General features: G+C 55.1%; 24 protein-coding genes. 2 read left to right on the top strand and 22 right to left on the bottom strand.

The genetic code is table 11. The features are described from left to right. Positions 1 to 19: 19 nt before the first annotated feature. The 7 genes from SynBIOSU31_RS06115 to accD all read right to left on the bottom strand — a co-directional run bounded on the left by SynBIOSU31_RS06115 (position 20) and on the right by accD (position 6,814). Positions 20 to 682, bottom strand: a complete 663-nt coding sequence (locus SynBIOSU31_RS06115; RefSeq protein ID WP_186492560.1) for a TMEM175 family protein — start codon at positions 680 to 682, stop codon at positions 20 to 22. Positions 683 to 959: 277 nt separating this feature from the next. After that, complete coding sequence (gene fba / locus SynBIOSU31_RS06120) at positions 960 to 2,033, bottom strand: class II fructose-bisphosphate aldolase (RefSeq protein ID WP_186492561.1); 1,074 nt, start codon at positions 2,031 to 2,033, stop codon at positions 960 to 962. Between the two features lie 127 nt (positions 2,034 to 2,160). Beyond that, positions 2,161 to 3,228, bottom strand: coding sequence for a class I fructose-bisphosphate aldolase (locus SynBIOSU31_RS06125; protein WP_186492562.1), 1,068 nt, complete (start codon positions 3,226 to 3,228; stop codon positions 2,161 to 2,163). Positions 3,229 to 3,526: 298 nt separating this feature from the next. Then, a complete protein-coding gene (locus tag SynBIOSU31_RS06130; RefSeq protein ID WP_186492563.1) occupies positions 3,527 to 4,303 on the bottom strand; it encodes a histidine phosphatase family protein in 777 nt (258 codons plus the stop codon). Positions 4,304 to 4,413: 110 nt separating this feature from the next. Further along, positions 4,414 to 5,493, bottom strand: coding sequence for a Gfo/Idh/MocA family protein (locus SynBIOSU31_RS06135; RefSeq protein WP_186492564.1), 1,080 nt, complete (start codon positions 5,491 to 5,493; stop codon positions 4,414 to 4,416). A 32-nt stretch (positions 5,494 to 5,525) separates the two neighbouring features. Continuing rightward, on the bottom strand, positions 5,526 to 5,936 hold the full coding sequence (locus SynBIOSU31_RS06140) for a hypothetical protein (protein WP_186492565.1): 411 nt from the start codon (positions 5,934 to 5,936) through the stop codon (positions 5,526 to 5,528). Further along, positions 5,933 to 6,814 carry an acetyl-CoA carboxylase, carboxyltransferase subunit beta gene (gene accD / locus SynBIOSU31_RS06145; RefSeq protein WP_186492566.1) on the bottom strand — a complete coding sequence of 294 codons (882 nt, stop codon included), beginning with the start codon at positions 6,812 to 6,814 and terminating at the stop codon, positions 5,933 to 5,935. Before accD ends, SynBIOSU31_RS06140 begins: the two co-directional genes overlap by 4 nt. A 273-nt stretch (positions 6,815 to 7,087) precedes the next feature. Here accD and SynBIOSU31_RS06150 point away from each other — a divergent pair, with 273 nt between their 5' ends. Continuing rightward, positions 7,088 to 7,636, top strand: a complete 549-nt coding sequence (locus SynBIOSU31_RS06150) for a ferritin (protein WP_186492567.1) — start codon at positions 7,088 to 7,090, stop codon at positions 7,634 to 7,636. Between the two features lie 23 nt (positions 7,637 to 7,659). Here SynBIOSU31_RS06150 and SynBIOSU31_RS06155 read toward each other — a convergent pair whose 3' ends face one another. The 5 genes from SynBIOSU31_RS06155 to lpxD form a co-directional block, all read right to left on the bottom strand. Beyond that, positions 7,660 to 8,481: a prepilin peptidase gene (locus SynBIOSU31_RS06155; protein ID WP_186492568.1), complete on the bottom strand. Its 822-nt coding sequence runs from the start codon at positions 8,479 to 8,481 to the stop codon at positions 7,660 to 7,662. An 11-nt stretch (positions 8,482 to 8,492) separates the two neighbouring features. After that, positions 8,493 to 8,783 carry a hypothetical protein gene (locus tag SynBIOSU31_RS06160; protein ID WP_186492569.1) on the bottom strand — a complete coding sequence of 97 codons (291 nt, stop codon included), beginning with the start codon at positions 8,781 to 8,783 and terminating at the stop codon, positions 8,493 to 8,495. Between the two features lie 88 nt (positions 8,784 to 8,871). After that, positions 8,872 to 9,774, bottom strand: a complete 903-nt coding sequence (locus tag SynBIOSU31_RS06165) for a phosphoribulokinase (RefSeq protein WP_186492570.1) — start codon at positions 9,772 to 9,774, stop codon at positions 8,872 to 8,874. Positions 9,775 to 9,849: 75 nt separating this feature from the next. Next, positions 9,850 to 10,923: a 3-isopropylmalate dehydrogenase gene (gene leuB / locus SynBIOSU31_RS06170; protein ID WP_186492571.1), complete on the bottom strand. Its 1,074-nt coding sequence runs from the start codon at positions 10,921 to 10,923 to the stop codon at positions 9,850 to 9,852. 31 nt (positions 10,924 to 10,954) lie between these two features. Then, positions 10,955 to 12,034 carry a UDP-3-O-(3-hydroxymyristoyl)glucosamine N-acyltransferase gene (gene lpxD / locus SynBIOSU31_RS06175; protein ID WP_186492572.1) on the bottom strand — a complete coding sequence of 360 codons (1,080 nt, stop codon included), beginning with the start codon at positions 12,032 to 12,034 and terminating at the stop codon, positions 10,955 to 10,957. A gap of 739 nt (positions 12,035 to 12,773) precedes the next feature. Here lpxD and SynBIOSU31_RS06180 point away from each other — a divergent pair. Then, entirely contained in the window at positions 12,774 to 13,019 is a 246-nt protein-coding gene (locus SynBIOSU31_RS06180) for a hypothetical protein (RefSeq protein ID WP_186492573.1), read from the top strand. Positions 13,020 to 13,128: 109 nt separating this feature from the next. Here the strand turns inward: SynBIOSU31_RS06180 and proB are convergent, their stop codons facing one another. The 10 genes from proB to hisA form a co-directional block, all read right to left on the bottom strand. Then, complete coding sequence (gene proB / locus SynBIOSU31_RS06185; protein WP_186492574.1) at positions 13,129 to 14,232, bottom strand: glutamate 5-kinase; 1,104 nt, start codon at positions 14,230 to 14,232, stop codon at positions 13,129 to 13,131. Beyond that, entirely contained in the window at positions 14,229 to 14,738 is a 510-nt protein-coding gene (locus SynBIOSU31_RS06190; RefSeq protein ID WP_186492575.1) for a YqeG family HAD IIIA-type phosphatase, read from the bottom strand. The genes proB and SynBIOSU31_RS06190 overlap by 4 nt, the downstream gene beginning before the upstream one ends. Further along, on the bottom strand, positions 14,738 to 15,280 hold the full coding sequence (locus SynBIOSU31_RS06195) for a DUF3727 domain-containing protein (RefSeq protein WP_186492576.1): 543 nt from the start codon (positions 15,278 to 15,280) through the stop codon (positions 14,738 to 14,740). Before SynBIOSU31_RS06195 ends, SynBIOSU31_RS06190 begins: the two co-directional genes overlap by 1 nt. Next, positions 15,277 to 15,783 carry a Holliday junction resolvase RuvX gene (ruvX, locus tag SynBIOSU31_RS06200; protein ID WP_186492577.1) on the bottom strand — a complete coding sequence of 169 codons (507 nt, stop codon included), beginning with the start codon at positions 15,781 to 15,783 and terminating at the stop codon, positions 15,277 to 15,279. Before ruvX ends, SynBIOSU31_RS06195 begins: the two co-directional genes overlap by 4 nt. 1 nt (position 15,784) lies before the next feature. After that, a complete protein-coding gene (locus tag SynBIOSU31_RS06205; protein ID WP_186492578.1) occupies positions 15,785 to 16,858 on the bottom strand; it encodes a hypothetical protein in 1,074 nt (357 codons plus the stop codon). Between the two features lie 51 nt (positions 16,859 to 16,909). After that, positions 16,910 to 18,076 carry a F420-0:Gamma-glutamyl ligase gene (locus SynBIOSU31_RS06210; RefSeq protein ID WP_186492579.1) on the bottom strand — a complete coding sequence of 389 codons (1,167 nt, stop codon included), beginning with the start codon at positions 18,074 to 18,076 and terminating at the stop codon, positions 16,910 to 16,912. Positions 18,077 to 18,136: 60 nt separating this feature from the next. Next, the gene (locus SynBIOSU31_RS06215; RefSeq protein WP_186492580.1) at positions 18,137 to 18,673 is read right to left on the bottom strand and encodes a thylakoid membrane photosystem I accumulation factor; all 537 of its coding nucleotides are present in this window, start codon (positions 18,671 to 18,673) and stop codon (positions 18,137 to 18,139) included. A 54-nt stretch (positions 18,674 to 18,727) separates the two neighbouring features. Continuing rightward, positions 18,728 to 20,344 carry a DUF3685 domain-containing protein gene (locus SynBIOSU31_RS06220; RefSeq protein WP_186492581.1) on the bottom strand — a complete coding sequence of 539 codons (1,617 nt, stop codon included), beginning with the start codon at positions 20,342 to 20,344 and terminating at the stop codon, positions 18,728 to 18,730. A gap of 27 nt (positions 20,345 to 20,371) precedes the next feature. After that, positions 20,372 to 20,767: a Fur family transcriptional regulator gene (locus SynBIOSU31_RS06225; protein ID WP_186492880.1), complete on the bottom strand. Its 396-nt coding sequence runs from the start codon at positions 20,765 to 20,767 to the stop codon at positions 20,372 to 20,374. 150 nt (positions 20,768 to 20,917) lie between these two features. Further along, the gene (hisA, locus tag SynBIOSU31_RS06230; RefSeq protein WP_186492881.1) at positions 20,918 to 21,688 is read right to left on the bottom strand and encodes a 1-(5-phosphoribosyl)-5-[(5-phosphoribosylamino)methylideneamino]imidazole-4-carboxamide isomerase; all 771 of its coding nucleotides are present in this window, start codon (positions 21,686 to 21,688) and stop codon (positions 20,918 to 20,920) included. Positions 21,689 to 21,743: the final 55 nt, after the last annotated feature.

A 21,743-nucleotide genomic window follows, 5' to 3' on the forward strand; every position in this document is an offset into this window, starting at 1 on the left:
TTCAGCAGCTGTTGCGTGTTTATCTTTTTCGCTTTTTGCCTCCTGTTCTTTTCCTCAATAACAAGTCCATTGGAATGATTCCCAGGCTCAAATAGGGCACCAGTGGAGGCGTAAATTCTGCGGCAAGGCCAATCAATAGGAATGCGGAAACGAAGCTTGCTCCTCGATATTTTTTGAGCCCTGAACCTTCACGACGTTCTCGGAGGACTGACTCCTCAAGCAGCTCAGGCTTCTGCCAGGCATGGATTGCAACGAGCCATCCAACTCCGCTAATCAGTGAGAGGGTCCACCAGTACAGGAGGCCAACCCCCTGGGTGTCATTCAGCTGACCATCAGATAACGAACCATACAGTGCTGTGGGCCACGGAAGAAAGACAATCAAGGCCATCCATAACGAATTCAACCAGAAAATTGTCCCGTCAAAGGCTCTCATCGAATTGAAGACCTGATTGTGCTTAAGCCAAAGCACGGAAAGGATTAAAAATGTAAACCAAAATACAAATATCTGAGATGAGTTGTCGCTGATTAGTTTCCATATCGACTCTCCATCTGTTGCGTTAATGTCAACCAGTGGAAGCAGTTGAAGGGTAATCGCAATCGCAACAACGGCATCGGTGAAATTGATCAAACGGTCGAATGATCGCCGCTGAACGGGTGAGATTTGAATTTGAACCTCGTCCATTCGAAACCGATCAAAGGATTCCTATGGTAGATCTCTCTTGGATATGAGCTTTGCTCTCTCTTGGCCTATAGGTCGTCGTTTGATTCAATCAGATGAAGTAAGCATCTTTATTCAATGGAATGCTGCCCCTTGTTTGTTTTGTGCAATGACTCTTTTGTGAAAGATATGGGTTTGATGGGATTTCAATCCGTCTCTGATGACTAAAGGCTTTTGATGACAAATCAAAAAAAAGGGGCCGCATGGCCCCTTGGTGATGCAAGTTCTGCGATCAAGTTGATCAAACAGCAACAGCAGCTTTTGGATCAAGCGCGCCCTTGGCGTAGAGACCGGCGTAGTACGTGATGCTTTGCTGTTGAATTTTGCTGGCGTTACCTGCAGCCCAGAACTGCTGATAGCGGTCGAGGCAGACCTGCTTCATGTATTTACGAGCTGGCTTATTGAAATGGCGGGGATCAAAGTTGGCTGGATCAGCCATCGCCGCTTCTCGCACTGCCGCAGTGAAGGCAAGACGATTGTCGGTATCGATGTTCACTTTGCGGACACCGTTGCGAATCCCTTCCTGGATTTCCTCCACAGGGACCCCATAGGTTTCAGGAATGGAACCGCCATGCTTGTTGATCATCTCCAGCCACTCTTGGGGCACTGAAGAAGATCCATGCATCACAAGGTGAGTGTTGGGAATGGCTTTGTGTATTTCAGCGATTCGGCTGATTGCCAGCACTTCACCGGTGGGTTTGCGGGTGAACTTGTAAGCACCATGACTGGTGCCGATCGCGATGGCCAAGGCGTCGCATTTGGTTTTAGCCACGAAATCCGCAGCTTCTGCAGGATCCGTCAGCAGCATGTCCATGGAGAGCTCACCTTCGAAGCCATGACCATCTTCGGCTTCGCCTTTGCCGGTTTCTAGTGAGCCCAGGCATCCCAGCTCACCTTCGACACTGACGCCGACGGAGTGAGCGAAATCAACAACCTGCTTCGTGACAGCGACGTTGTAGTCGTAACTGGCGGGTGTTTTGGCATCCGCTTCAAGGGATCCATCCATCATCACGGATGTGAATCCATTGATTGCTGCCGAATAGCAGGTATCAGGAGCATTGCCATGGTCCTGATGCATCACCACGGGGATGTGGGGATAGGTTTCGGTTGCGGCCAGGATCAGGTGGCGTAGAAATATTTCACCTGCATAGTTGCGAGCGCCACGGGAAGCCTGCAGGATGACCGGACTGTCGGTCTCGTCTGCCGCTTCCATAATTGCCTGCACCTGCTCGAGGTTGTTGACATTAAATGCAGGGATGCCGTAGCCGTTTTCGGCAGCGTGATCGAGCAGAAGCCGAAGCGGAACGAGCGCCATAGAGAAAGTCCAGAAAAAAGCCCTATCGGACAAAAAGGTCCGTAGGGCCGAGACTTTACCTGAGTGGTGTTCGATTTGTCACGCACGCCTGTTTCGCAAGTGGCGTCAGGCCGTGCGTGATGGTGAATCAGTAGGTGTAACCGGCTACAAACAGTTGCTCGTCGGAGGAGGGCTGTGAGCCGGGCACATAGCGACCGAGTGAGGCCTCAGAGTTGGCCTGGGCGCGAGCCAGCAGTGCTTTCTGGCCAGCCTCCAGATTTGTACCTGCCCACCCTTTCAGGCAGGAGTGCTGCAGTGCCCTTCCGTAGGAGAAACCAAGATTCCATTTCGCTTTGCGCTCGATGGTGTTCATGTTGTTGAGGTAAACCGAAGCGGCTTCTTCGCTCAGGCCGCCGGAGAGGAAGACGATGCCGGGAACGCTTGCGGGGACGCTGCGCTCCAGAGTGCGTACCGTCATGGCAGCAACTTTGGCTGGATCTGCCTTCTCGGAACAATCGGCTCCCTGCACGGTCATCGAAGGCTTCAGCAGGGTTCCCTCAAGCAGAACACCGTTGGCCTGGCAGGCGTTGTAGACCTCTTGGATAACGTGCTCCTGAACCCGGGCAGTTGTTTCGATGGTGTGATCACCATCCATCAGGATCTCTGGCTCCACAATCGGCACAAGACCAGATTCCTGGACTGAGCGTGCGTAACGAGCTAGTCCCCAGGCGTTCTCCCGAACTGACAGTGCAGAGGGGCAGCCGTCAGATGTGATCTGCAGAACAGCGCGCCATTTTGCGAAACGTGCTCCCTGGGCGTAATAGTCAGCGGCACGCTCAACCAGCCCGTCCAGGCCGGTGCAAAGCGTTTCGACCGAGCCGGCGCCCACGAGTGGGCGGAGTCCTTTGTCGACCTTGATGCCTGGAATGATGCCCAGCTTCCCAAGCTTGGTCACCATGGACTCGCCGTCGGCATGGTTCTGGAACAGGGTTTCTTCGTAAAGGATGGCTCCGCTGATGAAGTCTCCGAGACCGGCTGTGGTGAAGAGCATCCCGCGGTAAGCCTGACGATTGGCTTCGGTGTTCTCAACTCCGATGGAGCCCAGGCGCTTGCCAACGGTCTTGGTGGATTCATCCACAGCAAGAATCCCTTTGCCAGGTGAGGCGAGAGATTGTGCGGTTGCAATCAGTTCGGAGGAATAATCAGACAGTGCCATTTGATTCTTCGGAATTGAGAGAGTCTCGGGGTCCCGAAGGACACCCAAGCCTCTCTGTTTACACCCTTAAGTGAGATTTGCTACCCCAGGGTGGAATCATTTGATCTCTGCTGCTCTGATTGGTTGCGGCTTCTTGCTCGCTGGGCTATGCGATTCGGGCTGATGAGGCCTGAGCCCAGAGTTGATGATCTCTGACGTGCGGGCTCTTTTCGATCAAATATGAGTTGCTAAGTGATCTGAGCCATAAAAAAGCTGGCTCGTCATGGAGCCAGCTTTTGAGGTGAAATGTCAGTGGAGATCAGAACTGAGCCAGAACGTTCCACTGCGCGGGAAGTACTTTTGCAATCAGTTGGAAGTTTCCACCACCCATGGGCTTAATCACATAGGAGACACCCATGGGAGCGGGATAAATGCCATCGGGGGGTTCAACCGCCATGGTGACGCCCTGGAATGGATCATCGTGACCTACCAAAAAAGTGTTTTTGCCTGACTCAGGCTTGGCTGAGAGCAATGGCGACACTCGGGCTGCGTATTCCTTGTAATCCGCAGGCGTGCAGTCAACGCAAGGCAAGAAATTCAGATTTGAATTTTTGGTGTACTTGCCAAAGGCAAGGTCTGCTGTGTTGTAGGCACGGCAGTAATCACTCGAGATCACATCACCAACAGGGATATTGGCAGCTTTTACACCTTCTCCGATTTGCTTGGCCTCGGCTTTGCCATCGGCGCTTAGGCGACGCTGTGTGCTGCAGTCGGCGAGATCGAGCTCAGGGCTGACCTGGTCACCCCAGTCTTTTGTAGTACTCGCATGTCGCGTGTAGACGACGTATCCACCTTGTCTGAGGTTGTTGATCAGTTCTTTGGCGCCAACTCGATTCACGAAAAGGTCGTTTCGCTCGTCGCCGGACAGGGTGGTGTCATTGACTTCATAGTCCTCGACGCCATCGGTCTTTGCAGAAGGCTGTTCTGCAATTGCGGCATCGCTGGTTTGATCCTTGTTTGAATCCTTAGAGACTGTTCCAGAGGAGCAAGCCGCCATCAGGAAAAGGGTCGCGAAGCAGGTCGCTTTCTTGAGCATTGGTTAATGAACGTTGTCTTGATTAAAGCGATTTAAAAAATCGACAACATTTTGTCGGTCACCCACCGCGGTTTCCGTTGATACCGCAATAGCGCGCGCTGCTCACGAGATCATCGTGGCAACAATGTCTTGTCACAGGCTTGCTGGCTCGCAAGACCTTCGGCAAGCCCCGGCACCATTGGGTGGCCCTTTTGAATACTGTTCGCCCACCAGCTCTGAAGACGCGCAACCGGTGCAACGCGCCCATCACTCCATGTGGTCGCGAAGCGTAGATCCTCGTCCGGCTGGACATTTCGAGGAGCCTCTCCTCCTCGCTGCATGGTCAGGGAAAAGCCATGCACATAATCCTTCTGATTCTCACTTCCTAGAACCAGGCTGCCTTCTGACCCGTAGATCTCAATCCAGCAGCCACGTCCATTGCGGGCAACTGAAGACAGTGCGATTTGGGCTGCGACGGTTCCGCCTTGATGGGTCTCTAGGGCGACATTGATCAAGGCGATGTCGTCAGCATCAACGGGTTGCATGCTGCCTTTGGAATCTGGCCTCTGTTCAATTGCGGTGCGAGTCATGGCCTGTGGTTCTCCAACAGAACCGATGAACCACGCCAAAATGTCAAAGGCATGAGTTCCAAGCGCTCCGAGCACTCCTCCCCCTTGGCTTGCCTGCGAATACCAGTTCCAGGCTCGTTGCGGGTTGGCTCTGCTGCTCATCAACCAATCCAGTTTTACAAGCCAGGGAGTTCCAATGGCTCCCTGCTCGAGAAGGCGTGCGGCCTGCTGGAACAACGGAACGGCCCTGTACTCGAAGTCAACGGCAACGCTGAGACCTCTGCCGATGGCTTCGCGTTGTAGATCCGCGACCTCTTGCGCATTCAGGGCGACTGGCTTCTCAAGCAGAAGATGCTTGCCAGCTTTCAGGGCTCGCAACGCCAGCTCGTAACGGGGTGCCGGTGGTGTGGCAATGATCACTGCATCGACTCGGGAATCTTCGAGGAGTGAGTCCCAGCAGTTGTAACCCTTCAGCCCGGAATGGCTGCAGGCCAGATCCAGTCGATCATTACTGCGGTGCCAGAGAGCGACAGGTTCCAGCCCTGGAACGCTCTGAAGAGCGGGCAGATGCACAACTTCGCCGAAGCCGAGGCCGGCGATGGCAACACCAATCGGGCGCTGAGATATCGGACTGGGAGCCATGGTGAAGCGGGCGGCGGATCAAGGTGAAGTGGTCAGATCAGTTCGGAACTGCAGACTGCATCGATGACTTCTGTGATCAGATCATCCTTGGCTGGGGCTTCCCAGTCAGCTCTGAAGCGGGGCAGTCCGTTCTTTTGGGTATCTCTATACAGCGACTGATCACAGTCGATCTCCATCACCACAAGCGTCCCCAGGGCGGGGGATTCATCCTCGGTTTTCAGGCTGTATCGACTGAGAACCGACACATTGCCCTCTCTTGTTTTGCGGACACTTCCTGCGTCCCACCACTGTTGCCCTTCGCCAGTTGATGGCACTTCACGCCAATCAACTGGACCAGCGAATACGGGCTGCGCCGGTTCCATGATCAGCAAAGTCAACAGTGCTACGGCCAAGACTGCTGATGCCAGCCACTGTTCGACTCGTTTCAGCAGATCGTTGTTCATGCCTTGACGGCGACCTCGGGCCGACAGCCGTGCAGGCTTAAAAGAGTTGCCAAGGTTTTCTTGAGCTGTGTTCGCGGAACAATTGTGTCAACGAACCCATGCTCTTGAAGGTATTCAGCCGTCTGGAAGTTGTCCGGAAGCTTCTCCCTCAGGGTCTGTTCAATCACTCTCCGACCGGCAAAGCCGATCAGAGCCTTGGGTTCGGCAAGGATTAAATCTCCGAGCATCGCGAAGCTCGCTGTCACGCCTCCGGTGGTGGGGTGCGTCAACAAAGGCATGTACAGCACACCCGCTTCCCGATGGCGTTCCAGGGCTCCTGAAATCTTGGCCATCTGCATGAGGCTCAGCATGCCTTCCTGCATGCGCGCACCCCCTGAGGCGCAAACAATCAGCAGGGGCAGGCGCTGGGCTGTGGCAGCTTCGATCAGACGGGTGATCTTCTCCCCCACAACGGAGCCCATGGATCCCCCCATGAAACGGAAATCCATAACAGCAAGGGCCATAGGAATATCGTCCACCCGGCAGAGTCCCGTGATCACTCCATCGCGAAGCCCTGTGCTGGCTTGGGTTTCTCGCAGGCGATCGGCATAGGCGCGTCGGTCTTTGAATCCGAGTGGGTCGGTGGGAGTCAGATCTTCGTCGAGAGGTTCAAAGCTGCCTTCGTCAGCAATGATCGCGATCCGCTCAGCACTGAAGATGCGGTGGTGATAGCTGCAGTTGCCGCAGACGCTTGCGTTGGCGAGAAGGTCTTTGCGATAGACCACCTGGGAGCATTCAGGACATTTGCTCCAGAGACCATCACCCTCTTCGGGTTCCTGAGCGACCTTGACCACGGACTGACCCTTGCGGCGATCAGCGAACCAGTCGAAAAGAGACACGGGGACGATCCAGACCAGCCCATTAAAAGACGGACTGGGCCGAGAACCATGCCACCGGGACTTTTCGTCTATTTCAGGAGCGTTTTCAAATCGAAATTGATCGTTTTTGTTCTCTTAGTTCTGTTCACAGTCAGTCTTAAAAACGAGCAACGAAAACAATTGACTGGTGCGTAACATTTGTCACTTGAGTGGCTTAAATGCAGTGGTTTTTAATCTTTGCTCTAGGACCCACTTGCAGTTGCATGCCTATAAAAAATTATTGGCCTTTTTTTGATGGCATCTCATACATCGGCAATCAATGAACATCTTGCCCTTGAGTTTCAGGCAAGTCATACATATCTCGCGATGTCGATTTGGCTGAGAGAAAGAGATCTGATTGGTTTTTCCAGTTATATGCTCAATAAGAGCACTGAAGAACGAGGGCATGCCTCAAGGTTCATTGCCTACCTTGTTGACAGTGAGTGCAATGTTCAGTTGCCAACCATCGATTCACCTGAGAGGGAGTGGCAATCTGTTAAAGCACTTTTTGACAAGGTGTATGAGATGGAAAAAACTGTCACTAAGTCAATCAATAACATCTATACACTTTCAGAAAATGAAGGGGACAGGACTGCCACAGCCATGCTCGATTGGTTTGTGGGTGAGCAGTTGCAGGAAGAATCTGAAGCTCGATTTGTTCTGAAAAGATTGCGCTTGGCTGATTCCAGTCCAGCTGCATTGATTTTGCTTGATCAGCAGTTCCTCGATGGAACTCTGCTTGCCAATGTCAAAGCAGGAGGAGCTTTTGATATTGCAGGTGCTGGCGGTCGACCTGCGGTCTGATCTCCAGCACCTACTTAGCTCTTTCATGGTCCGATCAGTGTTACCCACTGACTCCACCACCATTCAGGGCCCATCAACCAGACCAGCCAGATGCCTACGGCAATGAAAGGACCGAACGGAAAGGGCTCTCTGGGCTTCAGGCGCCCGGTAATTCGGCCTGCAACCCCGAACAATGCTCCTGAGATCACAGCGATCCCCATCGCTACGCCCAGCCCAGCCAGACCCAGCCAGGCTCCAGCCATCGCTGCCAGTTTGGCGTCTCCCAAGCCCAGAGCAGGTTGTCCAACCAATCGTTCGGCCAGAGCACTGAGAGCTTCCAGCACCAGTAATCCCGCTGCTGACGCCAGCAGATGATTGAACAGAAGACTTCCGTCTGTCTGCTGATCTGAAAAGGCTGCAACAAGTCCCGTGGCCAACAGCCCGCTGATCACTCCAGCGCGGCAGATGGGTTCCGGCAGCCAAAGGTGATCGATGTCGATCAGCACCAGCGGTATCAAGAGGCTGATCAGCAGGACTCCACCAAACAGGTTGACCAATGTGGTCACCAAGTCTGCTGAGATCGAGTCAGCACCCAAGCCGATGGCCCACGCAGAACTGAGCCATAACCCTGCAGAGAGAGCTTCAACAACGGGGTAGCGAGCTGCAATGGGTTGATTGCAGCTGCGGCAGCGTCCTCGCAGTGACAGCCAGCCAATCACAGGAATGTTGTCGTGCCATTGCACCGAACATCCGCAGCGAGGACAGTGACTGCCTGGCCAAACAACGGACTCCTCTCTCGGTAGCCGCCAGGCGACAACGTTGATGAAGCTGCCGACACAGGCCCCTGTCAGCAACAGGATCGACATCAGGAGAGCGTTCAAGACCCGGTCCCTCTGAGCCGTTCTTTTGGATTGCGAGATCGCTTCAGTCTTCGACTGATCAGTTCTGCACTGATGAATTGTTCATGCGGCAAAAGTGTTGGAGCATCGAGAACAACACGCCCCTCTGTGAGATCGAGATTCACCACAACTCCGAAGGGTTCGAGCGCATGAGTTGATTCGCTCAGATGCTGAAAATAAATTTTTCGTGCCAAAGCGATCAAACGTCTACTATCCACCCGCTCCCAGCGTGGAGTGAGGCTGGCGTTTCCGCTTGCTCCTGCAATCACGAAGGAGGGAGGTGAAACAGAAATAGGCTCACCTGATCATTCAGATGAGCCCAGGATAGGACTGATTGGAGCTGCTGCTGAGAAGAACTCAGTTCAGCTTTTTCTTCTCTTCAATCATGCGATGAATGATCGGAGTGAGGATCAGTTCCATAGCGAATCCCATTTTGCCTCCATTCACCACAATGCTGGTGGGACTGGACATGAATGAGTCGTGGATCATGCTCAGAAGATCGTTGAAGTCAATACCCCACTTCTCTCGAGCACCTTTGCGGAAGTGAATGATCACAAAGCTTTCATCCGGACTTGGAATATTCCTGCAGATGAAGGGGTTGGATGTGTCGACTGTGGGGACCCGTTGGAAATTGATATCGGTTCGGCTGAACTGGGGACAGATGTGATTGATGTAGTCAGGCATCCTGCGGAGGATGGTGTCGACAATCGCCTCAGCTGAATAGCCGCGTTCAGCATTGTCACGGTGGATCTTTTGAATCCATTCGAGATTGGTGATCGGCACCACACCAACCAGAAGATCGGCAAGCAATGCGACGTCGTAGCCATCACCTTTCACGCCACCATGAAGACCCTCGTAAAACAGCAGGTCAGTGCCGGTGGGAATGTCTTCCCAGGGTGTGAACTGACCAGGGTTCAGATCGACGCCCAGCCGCGAATTGTGTTCAGCTGCTTCTTCTGGACTGTGCAGGTAGTAGCGCTTCTGCCCCCCGCCTGTTTCGCCGTAGACGCGGAAGAGTTCTTCGAGCTTGTCAAAGAGGTTGGCTTCAGGGCCGAAATGGGAGAAGTTCTCACCCTTGGCCAGAGCATCAGCCATGGCATCTTTCATGGCCATCCGCTCAAAGCGGTGATAGCTGTCTCCTTCAACAACAGCCGGTGTGATGCTTTCACGCGCGAAAATGTGCTCGAAGGCACGCTTCACGGTGCTGGTGCCGGCACCTGAGGAACCGGTGACAGCCACGACGGGGTGACGCTTCGACATCGACGGAGGCAGATCTGGCCCGAAGAGTTTGGCAGGTCAACGGACCGATTTCGAATTTTGCTTGATGAAATCTGTTCAGAGTGCTTTGAGCAGTTCCTCACCCATGGCCTTGCAACCCAGTGGTGTGCATCCTTCCGCCATAAGGTCGCCGGTGCGGAATCCTTTCGCCAGCACCTGATCCACAGCTTGTTCAAGCGCATTGGCAGCGCTGGGTTGCTTCAAGCCTGTTCGCAACATCATCGCTGCCGAGAGAACCATGGCCATGGGGTTGGCCTTGTCTTGGCCAGCGATGTCAGGAGCTGATCCATGCACAGGCTCAAAGAGTCCTGGCCCCTCACTTCCCAGGGATGCGGAGGGCAGCATGCCGATGGATCCGGTGAGCATGGCTGCCTCATCGCTGAGAATGTCGCCGAAAAGATTTCCGGTCAGCAGGACATCGAACTGGCGTGGATCGCGCACGAGCTGCATGGCAGCGTTGTCCACATACATGTGACTCACGTCCACATGGGTGTAGTGGCTGGATAAGGCATCCACCCGGTCTCTCCACAGCTGGCTGACATCGAGAACGTTGGCCTTGTCCACCGAGCAAAGTCGGCCCCGACGTTCAGTCGCTAACTCGAAAGCCACTTTGGCAATCCGATCGACCTCTGAATCTGAGTAGGTCATGGTGTTAAAGCCGCGTTCTTCTCCGTCGGCTTCGATTCGCCCTTTGGGTTGGCCGAAGTAGATGCCACCAGTTAGTTCGCGCACGACCATCAGATCGACGCCTTCAATCACCTCCGGCCGCAGACTGCTGGCATCGATCAAGGCGGGCACGATTTTCACCGGACGGAGATTGGCGAAAAGCTTCAGTCCTGAACGCAGAGCAAGAAGTCCGCTTTCCGGGCGCTTGTCTCTCGGCAACGTATCGAAACGGGGACTACCGATCGCAGCGAGCAACACGGCATCGGCTGCACGGCAGTTCTCGAGAGTGCTTGCCGGTAACGGTTCTCCAGTTGCATCGATGGCAGCTCCACCTATGAGCTGCTCATCAAACGTGAGACTGAAGTCAAAACGTGCGGAGACGGCTTCCAACAGCTGTCTGGCCACGACAGTGATTTCAGGACCGATGCCATCACCGGACAAGAGAACGACTCGATGCTGATCCATGTTGCCGAGCCCGGACAGTGCTGGTGGGAGATTACTGAGCGGTCTCGGATTCTTCAGCGCGCGAAATCATTGGCTCAACTTGCCGCTGGAGCTGACGTAGCTGTTTGGTCATCTCCGGTAATTTGCTGAAGGCCGCAGAACAGCGCAGCCAAAGCCTGTTCGGAATTGCTGGATAACCGCTCACCACCTCACCTGAGCCGATCTCGCCATGGATGCCGCTTTTGGAGCTCGCGATCGCTCGATCGCCAATCACCGCACGATTGGCGACGCCGACCTGTCCAGCGAGAATCACACCATCACCCAGCCGCGCACCACCGGCGATACCCACCTGTGAGGCCAGAGCGCAGCCCCGGCCTGTCACAACGCCATGGCCGATCTGGACGAGGTTGTCGACTTTGCTACCGGCTCCAATCCGCGTTTCACCGACGGATGGACGATCAATTGTGCTTCCGCAACCGATTTCGACCTTCTCTTCGAGAACAACCAATCCCGTCTGGGGCATTTTGCGCCACCCTTTGGCCGTCGGCACAAAGCCAAACCCTTCGGAGCCCACGACTGCATTGGAGTGAACGACACACCCGTTGCCGACGCGGCATCCAGGGTGGAGAACTGCATTGGCGTGCAATTCGCACCCTTCCCCGATCTCCACGTTGCCGTAGATCACCACTCCTGGATGGATCACGGTTTGAGCTCCGATCCTGGTGTCATCTCCAATCGTCACGTTGGCCGAGATGCTGACACCGGCTCCAAGCTGCACGCGATCGGAGATCACGGCGCTGGGATGAATACCGGCATTCAGAACAGGACGGGGATGGAGTTGTTCCAGCGCCTCAGCGAAAGCCAGTCGCGGATCTCGACAAACAGCCCAGGCCAGTTTGCGTTGCTCGGCCAGCTCCTTCAGCTCCTCTTGATCCGGGAGAAGAACGGCTCCCACGGCACTGGTTTCAAGGCTTGTGACCAGGGCATTGCCTCGTTCAAGGAAGCTGATCTGATCGGATTGTGCACACTCGATCGACGCGGCTCCCCGGAGGTCTGGATCTTGGCCTACGGAAACCTTCACAACGCCGGACTCGCCCTGCTCAAGAAAGGCGATCAACTCGCTGAAGCGCATGGAGACGTACCGATTGACTGGAGAGCGTGTTCACAGCTGACATTCTCCAGCTGGCTTGCAACGCATTCGTTACTTACAGCCTTTGAGAATCCACTGAGAAGTTGCAGTTAAGTTAGCCGGGATAGACGTTGATGATGCATGTCGGACTGTTCCGAAATCACGACTTTTCGAGAGTGTGAATCGGTAGGGCTTGCCGATTCACTGCATTGAACAACCTGAACTCTCATCGCATCAGGAGAGGCTTTTGGCTTTTCGAGGGCCTTGTCTTTTCAAGCCATTCTCAAAGTGTTTTTGATGGTTTGATTTTTAATCTCAAGCCCTTTTTGATGTAAATTTTGATTATACACACTTGAGGTAATTGTTGTTGCTGAGCCTTAAGTATAGATTGTCTGTTTAATTATTTTGTCGTCTCCTTCGTTGCTTGTGTTGTTGTTAGGTCGAATGTGATTGATCCAAGAGGATCTGCAGAGGCCGTTGGCTATGCTGGAGCGTCTACATCATTTCATTATGTCGAAGTGGGTTCTGATTCTTGGAGGTTTGTATTCAGGTCTTCTTCTTTACATCTATGTGATATTGCCCTCGATCAAGTAATTCTCCGCCGCTGGTTCGCTTCGATTACGTTCATCTGCTAAAAGTGCCGGTTCGAAGTGTGTTTTAAAGATTGACCTTTGTTGGGTTGGTTGGATTAAGGTGGTTGAACGAAGGTCGCTGTTGGATATTTCATACCTGATGTTGGTTGTTGCTGTACACGCTGATACAGCTGCATCACAAGTTGCACGCTATTCTGGTTATTGACGATAAGTGTGTTATGTCGGCGAAACGGGATCCGGTGATTAGTTTGTTTGCCGCTGCGTCTGTCGGAGCTTTTTTGCTGACATCTTGGCTGGCTCATGATTACGCCAATATTATTATTCCCTTCCTCTTTCTCAGCATGATCTGTGCCAATGGATTTGGATATTATATGGGATTGTCGGCTGATAAATAATTCTTATTTTGTTAGATATAAAATTAAACCGTTTTTGTACTGAGCATGTTTGAGGGGTGTTTGAGGTGTCTTTTCCAGTTTTGTTTGTAGTCTTGATTGTCGGTTGAGCTTAATTTTTTGAAGGCATCATCAACACCATTGCGTCGCGATGTACCACGACTGGAGAGCCGCCAGCGCTTGCATTGGATGACTTCTGATTCAGTAAATTGTTCAACTTTTCGCTGCTCATCGTAGTCAAGCCGCGGGCCACTTCTTGTCCGTTCTCATTGAGCAGGAGCACAGCCTGGTTCGCGTCGAACTGTCCGTCCAATTCGGTAACTCCTACTAGCAGTAGTGAAGCTCCCTTGTTGAGCAGTGCTCTACAGGCTCCGGGATCAAGGCGTAGCGAACCTGTTGGTTGCAGTGCATGGGCCAGCCAGCTTTTGCGATTGCCAAGCGGTTGGGGGTTGGGATGGAAAACGGTGCCGCCTCGACCTCCTCGCAGGATGTTTTGCAGTGCCTCGGATGTCCTGCCATCGCCTAGATGCACTCTGACGCCGCTTGCGGTGGCGATCCTAGCTGCTGCAAGCTTTGTGGCCATACCCCCGGTACCCCAGTGGCCGCCGCTGCCTGCTCCTTCTTCGAGCGCTCCGATCTGCTCTGGATCATGCACATCCTTGATTGGAGTGGCATTGAGATCACTGCGTGGATCCGCTGAGTAGAGACTGTCCACATCAGTCAGCAGAATCAGCTCGTCGGCTTTCACTGCAGCAGCCACGAGTGCTGAAAGGGTGTCGTTGTCGCCGAATTTCAGCTCGTCCGATGACACCGTGTCGTTCCCATTCACCACGGGGAGCACTCCCCACTCAAGCAGCTGATTCAGTGTGGCGGATGCGTTGTGGTAACTCAGGCGATCGGCTAGGTCTGCTCGAGTGAGAAGCACTTGCGCTACTGGAATGGAATGGCGGGAAAATTCTTTTTCATAGAGACTCATCAGATATCCCTGGCCAACTGATGCAGCAGCTTGCAGGCCTGGAAGACTGAGTGGACGCTGGGTCATGCCGAGTCGTTGACATCCCAGACCAACGGCTCCAGAGGACACCAGCACTGTTCGATCGCCGCGGCCCATACTTTCAGCAAGGTTGCTGGATAGACCTGCAATCGCTTCCGCTGTAGACGTCTCTTGGCGTTGTCTCAGCAGGCTGGTCCCCACTTTCACAACCCTGAGCGTCATTGACCCACTGCCCCGAAGAATCTTGCGAGATGTCGCTCCAGTCTTTGAACACGATCGTGTCGGCAGGGTGTGCCGTCGGAGCGAGGTGGTCTCACCAGCACGGTGTAAAGCCCTAGTCGGTTGCCGGCAAGAACATCGGTGAAGACACGATCTCCGACCATGGCGATTTCGGACGACGCATTGGGAAGCTTGTTGATCACGCGACGAATCGCTCCTCGTCGTGGCTTTGCCGCCGAGCATGTGTAGGTCACATTCAGCTGATCCGCCACTGCTTGGATTCTTTGGCGAGATGGGTTGTTGCTGACCAGGTGGATGTGCAGCAAACGCGAGGCATCCTTTGCCCAGCGACGCATTGGAGCGGAAAGCTCAACATCACGCCCTGGGAGGAGGGTGCGGTCCACATCGAGCAACAGAACCCTGATGCCCCTCCCAATCAGTGGCTCAAGGGGCAAATGGGCCAGGGTTAACCCTGGATCCCAATCGGGTATCAGCCAGTGACGCTGCATCACTCAGGAAGTCCCTGCTCATCCAGCTCGGCTTCAATCCGTGGTTGAACACGGTCGAACTCCTCACCCTCAACAAGCAAAGCTGCACCGTCGTCCATTCTCGCTACTACGAAAAAGGGATCTAAAGGGATGTACAGGCCGTATTCCTGTTCATCCACTAGAAAACTCACCAACAGCTCGTAGGTTTCGGATTCATCGTCAACGTCCTCTTCGTCGAGATCATCAGGGTCGGGTTCGTCCAGTTCACCATTGACGGTCAGAGTCACCGCTGAGCGAACCAGTGTGAGGTCGTGTTCCTGAAGCACCACATCAGCGACCGAAAGGATCGGCTCGCTGCTGGTGATGCTTTCGATCAGCTCTGGATCGTCCCCGTCTCGCAGCCTGAACAGACATACAGGCGTGTCGACCGGGGTGAGCAGGGCGTAATCCTTGTCATCGAGAGGAATGAGCTGCTCAAGGAAACACAGCAGGTCGTGTCCATCACGGTCCTTGACGAGAACGGTGGGCACCTCACCGCTGGATGCAGGTCCGCTTGAACTCATGGCGCTGGGGGAATTGAAGTCCAGGATCTTGCATCAGCATCCGTTTTGCCACGATTCACAGGCGCCATCTGGACTGGTTGTGGTTCAGGCCCATCGGCCAGCCACTGTTCAAGGAGCAATGCTGCAGCAGCGCTGTCCAGTCGCCCAGAGCGATCTCCATGAAGTTGATGGCGCTCTCCAGCTGCCCAGCTGCTGCTGTGTTCGTTCACAAAGGCCATGGGCATTAGCAGAGCATGAGCCAGGCGGATTCCATAGCGATGACAGTGCTTGGCCTGCAAAGTTGGCTTGCCGGCGTCATCCAGGGGGAGCCCAACGACTAGAGCCTCAACCCGGCGTTCGGCGCAGAGTGTCTTGATGTGATTGACATCGTTGTTGAAATCACCACGTTTCAACGCATTGAGTGGAGTCACGGTCAATCCAAGAGCGTCGCAGCCTGCGAGGCCGATTCTTCGACGGCCCACATCAAGGCTGAGAGCTGAACGTGCTCGGGGTCGTGAGCTCAATTCAACGCCTCGGGGCCAGGCTCGGAGTGGGCAGTTGAGGTTGTTGAGGTTGCAGACGACCGAGCATGGATTCAAGCGGCCGGAGGCCACCCAGGTTGCGTTGGTGCACACGTCTCCAGATGCTTCGTCCAAGCATCATTTCCAGGGTTCCTTCCTGCCACCCCTGGCTTTCGAGTAAAGCCCTCAGATGGTGGTCGTCTTCCGCCACAAGCAGTGATGGGGTGATTTGCTGGCTCAGCAATTGAAACAACGCAGCAGGCAATGCAGCGCCAATGCGTTCATCCCAAGCGGGTCCTCGAAGTAGTTCAAGGCGGGGTGAATCCAGCCCCCACGGGCGCCTGATCAGCCCTGCAATCACCTGACTGTCTCCATCTCTCTCAACCCTTAAAACCATTGATCCGCCGCCACTTAGGTCCAACAGGTCGCACCATTGGCGATCAAGGATTTGCCTGTGCTGAGGGCTGATGCTGGCCTGCTCAAGGGTCAATAATTGGCGTGTGTTGTCCCGGTTGAGAGGACTCCAGCAGAGTCCCTGCGGAAGCTGCACATTGGACTTTGGAAATGGGCTCGAGGGTGAAGCGGCGACCGGAGGGTTCCAGATGCGCCCCTGGCGTAGAGGCTGGAATCCAAGCTCCCGCAATAGATCCAGTTGCGGCCGATCTGTTGGGTCGCAGCGCACGAGCCAGCTGCGACAGCGAGAGATGTCATCGCTCAGGGCCTGCTGAATTAGCAAACGCAGGCCTTGCTGGCGACTGAAGTGACGGGAGGAAGCAATCGAGAGAGCATCCAGATGCCAGCAGCTGTTGCGACGGTTGCTGGAGCGCATCAGCAGCAGAGATTCGATCTGGTCCGCTGATTCCGAGGACGACTCGATCAGCGCTAGCACTCGGGTGAGTCGGGCATTGAGTGGGTCAGGCAGGAACTGGTCAAGACGGCTGATCCAGGACTGAACCAACAAGCTCTGCAGAGCGCTGTTCTGAATGGTGGAACCTGCATCGGATACAGATGCGATCTGGCTCAAATGACCAGCTTTCAAGGGCTCGACCCGGAGCCGGAATCCCGCTTTCGCTGCCACGGCAGGCCTCCACCATTGATTAAATCTATCGCCGCCTTCCTTGAGGTGAGTTCAGACCGGTCTGACCAGCACCAGCGGTGTGCGCTCGTTGGCATTCCCAGCAGGATTGGGGCGCAGGGCACGATGCAGCAATGCTTCATCACAGCCGCTGCTGGAGGCCAGAACTTTCACACGTCCAAGATCGTTCACATCAACGATTGCAACGGAGACGCCGAGAGCGTCAGCGGCGTCTTGGCAAAGACGAATCGGGTCCTGGGGACCCAGAACGATGGTCTGGTCATAGGGGGGTGTTGTCCCGGTGATGTCATCAATGAGGCGTGCCTGATTGCCTGCGAGTCGATAAAACCAACCCTTCAATCCAATAATTTTCAGCGCCAAGCCGATCGACCAGGCGAGGATGACCCTGGTCGGACCAACCTGATCAATCAGGGTTTGTAGTCCGCAGGCGGTTGCAAGACTGCTGGTGGGGTGGAAGACCCGGCAGAGCAACCGAGCGATCCAGGTCGGTTCGACCATGGAGGGGTGGGTGTATCTGCCTTGAATCACGGCGACGGGTGTTTCCCCAATTGTGAGAATGTCGCCAGGCTGAACCAGTTCGCCCGCATAGTCACGAAGCACCTCAAGGGTGCTGTCGAGAGGGCCGAGCAGGTGTGTTTTCAGCGGAAGAACCTTGCAATTCTCCCCGGAATGGAATTCAGCTTTGGTGGGCTGAAGCACCGCGGGTCTGCGCAGAGGAACCACCACACCCTGTCGACGATCAAGTCGTCCAAAGGGGCCATAGTTCACCCAGTTCACATCCATCCAGACCGTATCGACCCGATCAGCAAGAGCAGCACCTGGCGAACCGCTGAGCGTGACATTGACCTGAATGCGGGTGCTTTTATGCCCTTTGACGATGTAGGCAGGCCAGTACCCATCGGCCCGGGTGTCTTCATCAGGGTGGTGCGGCGTGATCTGGGTTTTGACCAACACATCATTGAGATTTGAGCTGCCGATCAGCACCGGGTTGACCTTCAGCTCAGGCACCATCACCTCCATCCGTGCATGGGGGTTGGTGATCTCGATCCACCCCTGGAGCTCAAGATCATTTCCTGATGGTTTGACGCTCCAGTCCAGATGACGGAGTTTCAGCGGAGATGTTGGCCGCAGGCGATGCCGCGCTTCGATCCAGAACACTCCCAGACCGACCAGGAGCAGAATTACAAGCAGAACACACATGTCAACGTCGGCTGTCGGCCGGTCTCAATGGCGCGCAGCGTAAGGCGTCCATGTGACCGTTCAACGTGAGATCACTTCCGTGTTGAGCTCGTTGAAACTGAGACTCATGCTCTCTCCCTGCGGCGCGGGAAGCCCAGTGGCCTGACTGATGGCGTTATTGATCTGCTCGAGAGGGACTTGCCCCTCCTCGTCGAGTAAGAGCTGGCCTTCTCCGTCGATCACCACCACTTGCGGAATAATTCCGTGCCAGTAATGCGCAGGATCAGTTCGGTCGGTGGTGGCTCTCCCCTGCAGTGCATCTGTGGTCAAAGGCAGAAGGTCCACGCTGTTCCCCCAGAGCCTTTGAAGCTCCGAAACCGCTGGAGAGAAGGCTTTGCTTGTGCTGCTGTCATCGAGGTAGTAAACGATGACGCTCGTGCGACCCGCTTGCTGTGAATCAGCCAGGCTGACGGCCGGAGGAACCAAAGACCCGTTACCGGCGTAGAGCGCGAAAATATTGCCGTCATAGCTGTCAGTTTCCCGGATGGCCTGAGCCGGCAATGCAATCAGCATCAAGGCCAGCACCGCGACGATGGAACGGATCAGGAACGCGGTCATGACAACGGGACAGTCCATGCATTCTGAGCCCTGATCCTGCCTTGCCGTTGAGAATCAGCTGCGCCCGAAACTTCGACCCATCCCTTGAGCAATGCCACGTCCGATCAGACCGATGGCCCGACCCACCACCTGGGTGAGCACCACCACCATGAGGTCACCGAGACGTTTCACCAGAGCCTGAACCTGAGGTGCGATGGCATCACGAGCTTCCACGATCAGGGCGACCTGCTGTTGCCACCAGCGCAGGCGCTTGAGCTCCTCATCTCTGGGTTCGGTTAAAAGCAACGGTTCGATGCGTCCGGTTTTGAGGCTGAACAGCAATCGGCGACTCTCGTATAAACGAATCGGACGTTCAATCCACTCTTGCCAACGAGACTGACTGTTGAGTTGATTGCGCAAACGTTCCAGTTCGCGCGTTGAGATCAGGTTCTGTTGCAGCAGATATCGGCGCAGCTCGGGCCATTCGCCACAGACTCCGAGCAGTTCGGAACCAATCAGCTCAGCGGTACGCACGAGCCAGTTGCTGATCAGTGTCTCGAGCTGCAGCAAAGCCCTGGGGTCGTCTGATGGGAGTAGCTGACCATCCACCAGGACCGGTTGATCCAGCACCAGCGACGCCAGCATGGACTGTGGGTCTGGCAGCTCATCATCGGATTGACGTAAATCCGTCCGATCAACAAGTTGGTCGGCCACCGCAACAAGACTTTCTCCCTGCGGGAGACGTACATAATTCCCTGCCACGGTGCGCAACGCCTGTTGCCTCACTTCCGTCTGCAGAGCCTGCCAGCGTGCGCTCAGTGCGTTCTGGTCGCGAGTGCTGACAAGCTCATCGCCACGCAGACGTCGAAGAACCTCATTGAACTGTTGAAGAAGCGCTAACAGCAAGTCGCGGCGACGCTCCGGATGAAGTCCCTCGATGGCGAGCAACTGGCCTGTTCCATTCCCCAGTCCACTGCCTACAGCACCTTCGAGTCGTTGCTGAATGGCATTCCAGACAGCCGTTGGTTCTCGGTTGTTCAGTGTCAGTTCAAGGGTCTTGCTTTGATCGCGCAGAGGCCCCACCTCAGCAAGACCGGTGTGAAGAGGTCCCCAGAGCCACAGCAGCAGGTTTCTGGCACTGCTCAGTTCACGACAACGACCCTCTAGCATAAGTCGCATCACAAGATGCTCAGGTGGCGGGTCAAGTAGCGCTTTGATGACCTGAAGATCCCTACCGATCTGCTGTAGGCCACTGACCAGAAGCGATTGCGCCACGCTCAGGCTCGGCTCGCTGGCTGAGGAGTGCGCTGAAAGGGGTTTGATTTTCAGCACCCTGCCTCCCTTGAGAAGGGTCTGGATTGCTTGCCTCAGTGCTGCAAGGTCAGGGTCTTGAAGAATGCCGTCGCAATTCAACGAGAGCAGTGCCTGAGGATCACGTCCGTAGTCGGCCGGTAACAGCAGCAACGTGGGAGCAGGTGTCCAGCGCTGTTGCAGTTGCAGAATCTCTCGCTGGATGATTAGAGGTTGCGTTTCCGTGGGCAGTGACCAGATCACTAGTGATGGATGCCCTTGAAGTTGATCAGCTGACCGTCTGACGCGAAGTGGCAGCTCTTCAGTGGCGATTTCCGCTGCAAGACTTTCACCGAGTAGATCGGGAGCGAAAAGGAGAATCTCCCGGTCCTGGTCGATCACGGTGCCCTGAAACTGTGCTGATGGACGTCAAGGTAACGGCACTGGCGAGGATGCTCCAGTGGCAATTTTTGGACGTCCGTTCAACTGCAGGGTGTACGACTCGATGTTGAATCCGGTCTGACGTTCAATTTCTCTGAGCAAACCGTCGGGGAGCCTCACGTCCAGGTCCTCGATCGAGCCTGTTTCCAGGCAGGTGAGATGACTGTGTGGATCGTTTCGATACCCATAAAGCCTGCCATGGGCTCGATCGAGGCACTCGATCACCCCTGCACTTTGAAGTGCCTCAAGGTTCTGATAAACGGAGGTATGGCCGATTCGTCTCCCTTGTTGGTTGAGTTTTTCGAAGATGTCTCGTGCGCTGAGGTGACTGGCTTCGCTCCACAGCAGGTCGAGCACCATTCGCCGCTGTTGGCTTAATCGCATGCCCAGATGTCGGCAACGATCGAAGGCATCCTGAAGAGTGCGCTTACCGCTGGCTCCCTTTGGCAGAAATGACTCGACTAGCGACTCCACGGCAGTCGTCGTAACGAGTTCAGGTTAGACCCGCGAAACAGCCTCGTCTTGATGGTGTCGTCAGGCCAGGTCCTTCAACAGTCCTGTTGGTGGGTCCTGAAGTCGTCCATCATCGAGTGCCTTGAGGGCTTCCCGTAGATCAATGCGGCCGTCGTAGAGCGCTCGCCCAACGATGACTCCCTCAACGCCGAGTGGCTCCAGTGCCAGTAGCGCTAGCAAGTCAGCCATGCAGCCCACGCCACCGGAAGCGATCACGGGAACGGTGCTGGCAGCGGCCATCTGTCTCAGAGCGTCGAGGTTTGGGCCAGCAAGAGTTCCATCCGTGCTGATGTCGGTGCTGATGATTGCCGCAATTGCAGACTCACTAAATCGTGCGGCCAGAGCCGTGGCTTCCGTGTCGCTGTGTTCCAGCCATCCCCTCGTTGCGACCTTGCCATGGCGGGCATCAATGCCAACGATGATCCTGCCGGGATGGCGTTGAGCCAGCTCCACGACAAGTTCCGGTTGCTCCAGTGCAACCGTTCCCAGGATCACGCGTTCCAGACCGCATCCCAACAGTTCCTCGACGCGTTCAGCTGAACGCACGCCTCCACCGAGCTGAACCGGGATCGAAAGCGTTTCCGTGATTGCACGAACTGCTGCATCGTTGATCGGTTGACCGCTGCGGGCTCCGTCGAGATCCACGAGGTGCAGACGTCTGGCTCCTTGGTCTTGCCAGCTCCTGGCTTGAGACAGAGGGTCATCGCTGAAGCGAGTGACCTGGTCGTAATCCCCTTGGTGCAAACGCACGCAGGCCCCTCCCAGCAGGTCGATGGCTGGAATGATCTGCATGGGCGTTGCAATGGACTGACTCCCATCCTGCACGGGTGGGTTGGGCACGCTTCAA

It is taken from the genome of Synechococcus sp. BIOS-U3-1, assembly GCF_014279975.1.
Lineage (GTDB): Bacteria > Cyanobacteriota > Cyanobacteriia > PCC-6307 > Cyanobiaceae > Synechococcus_C.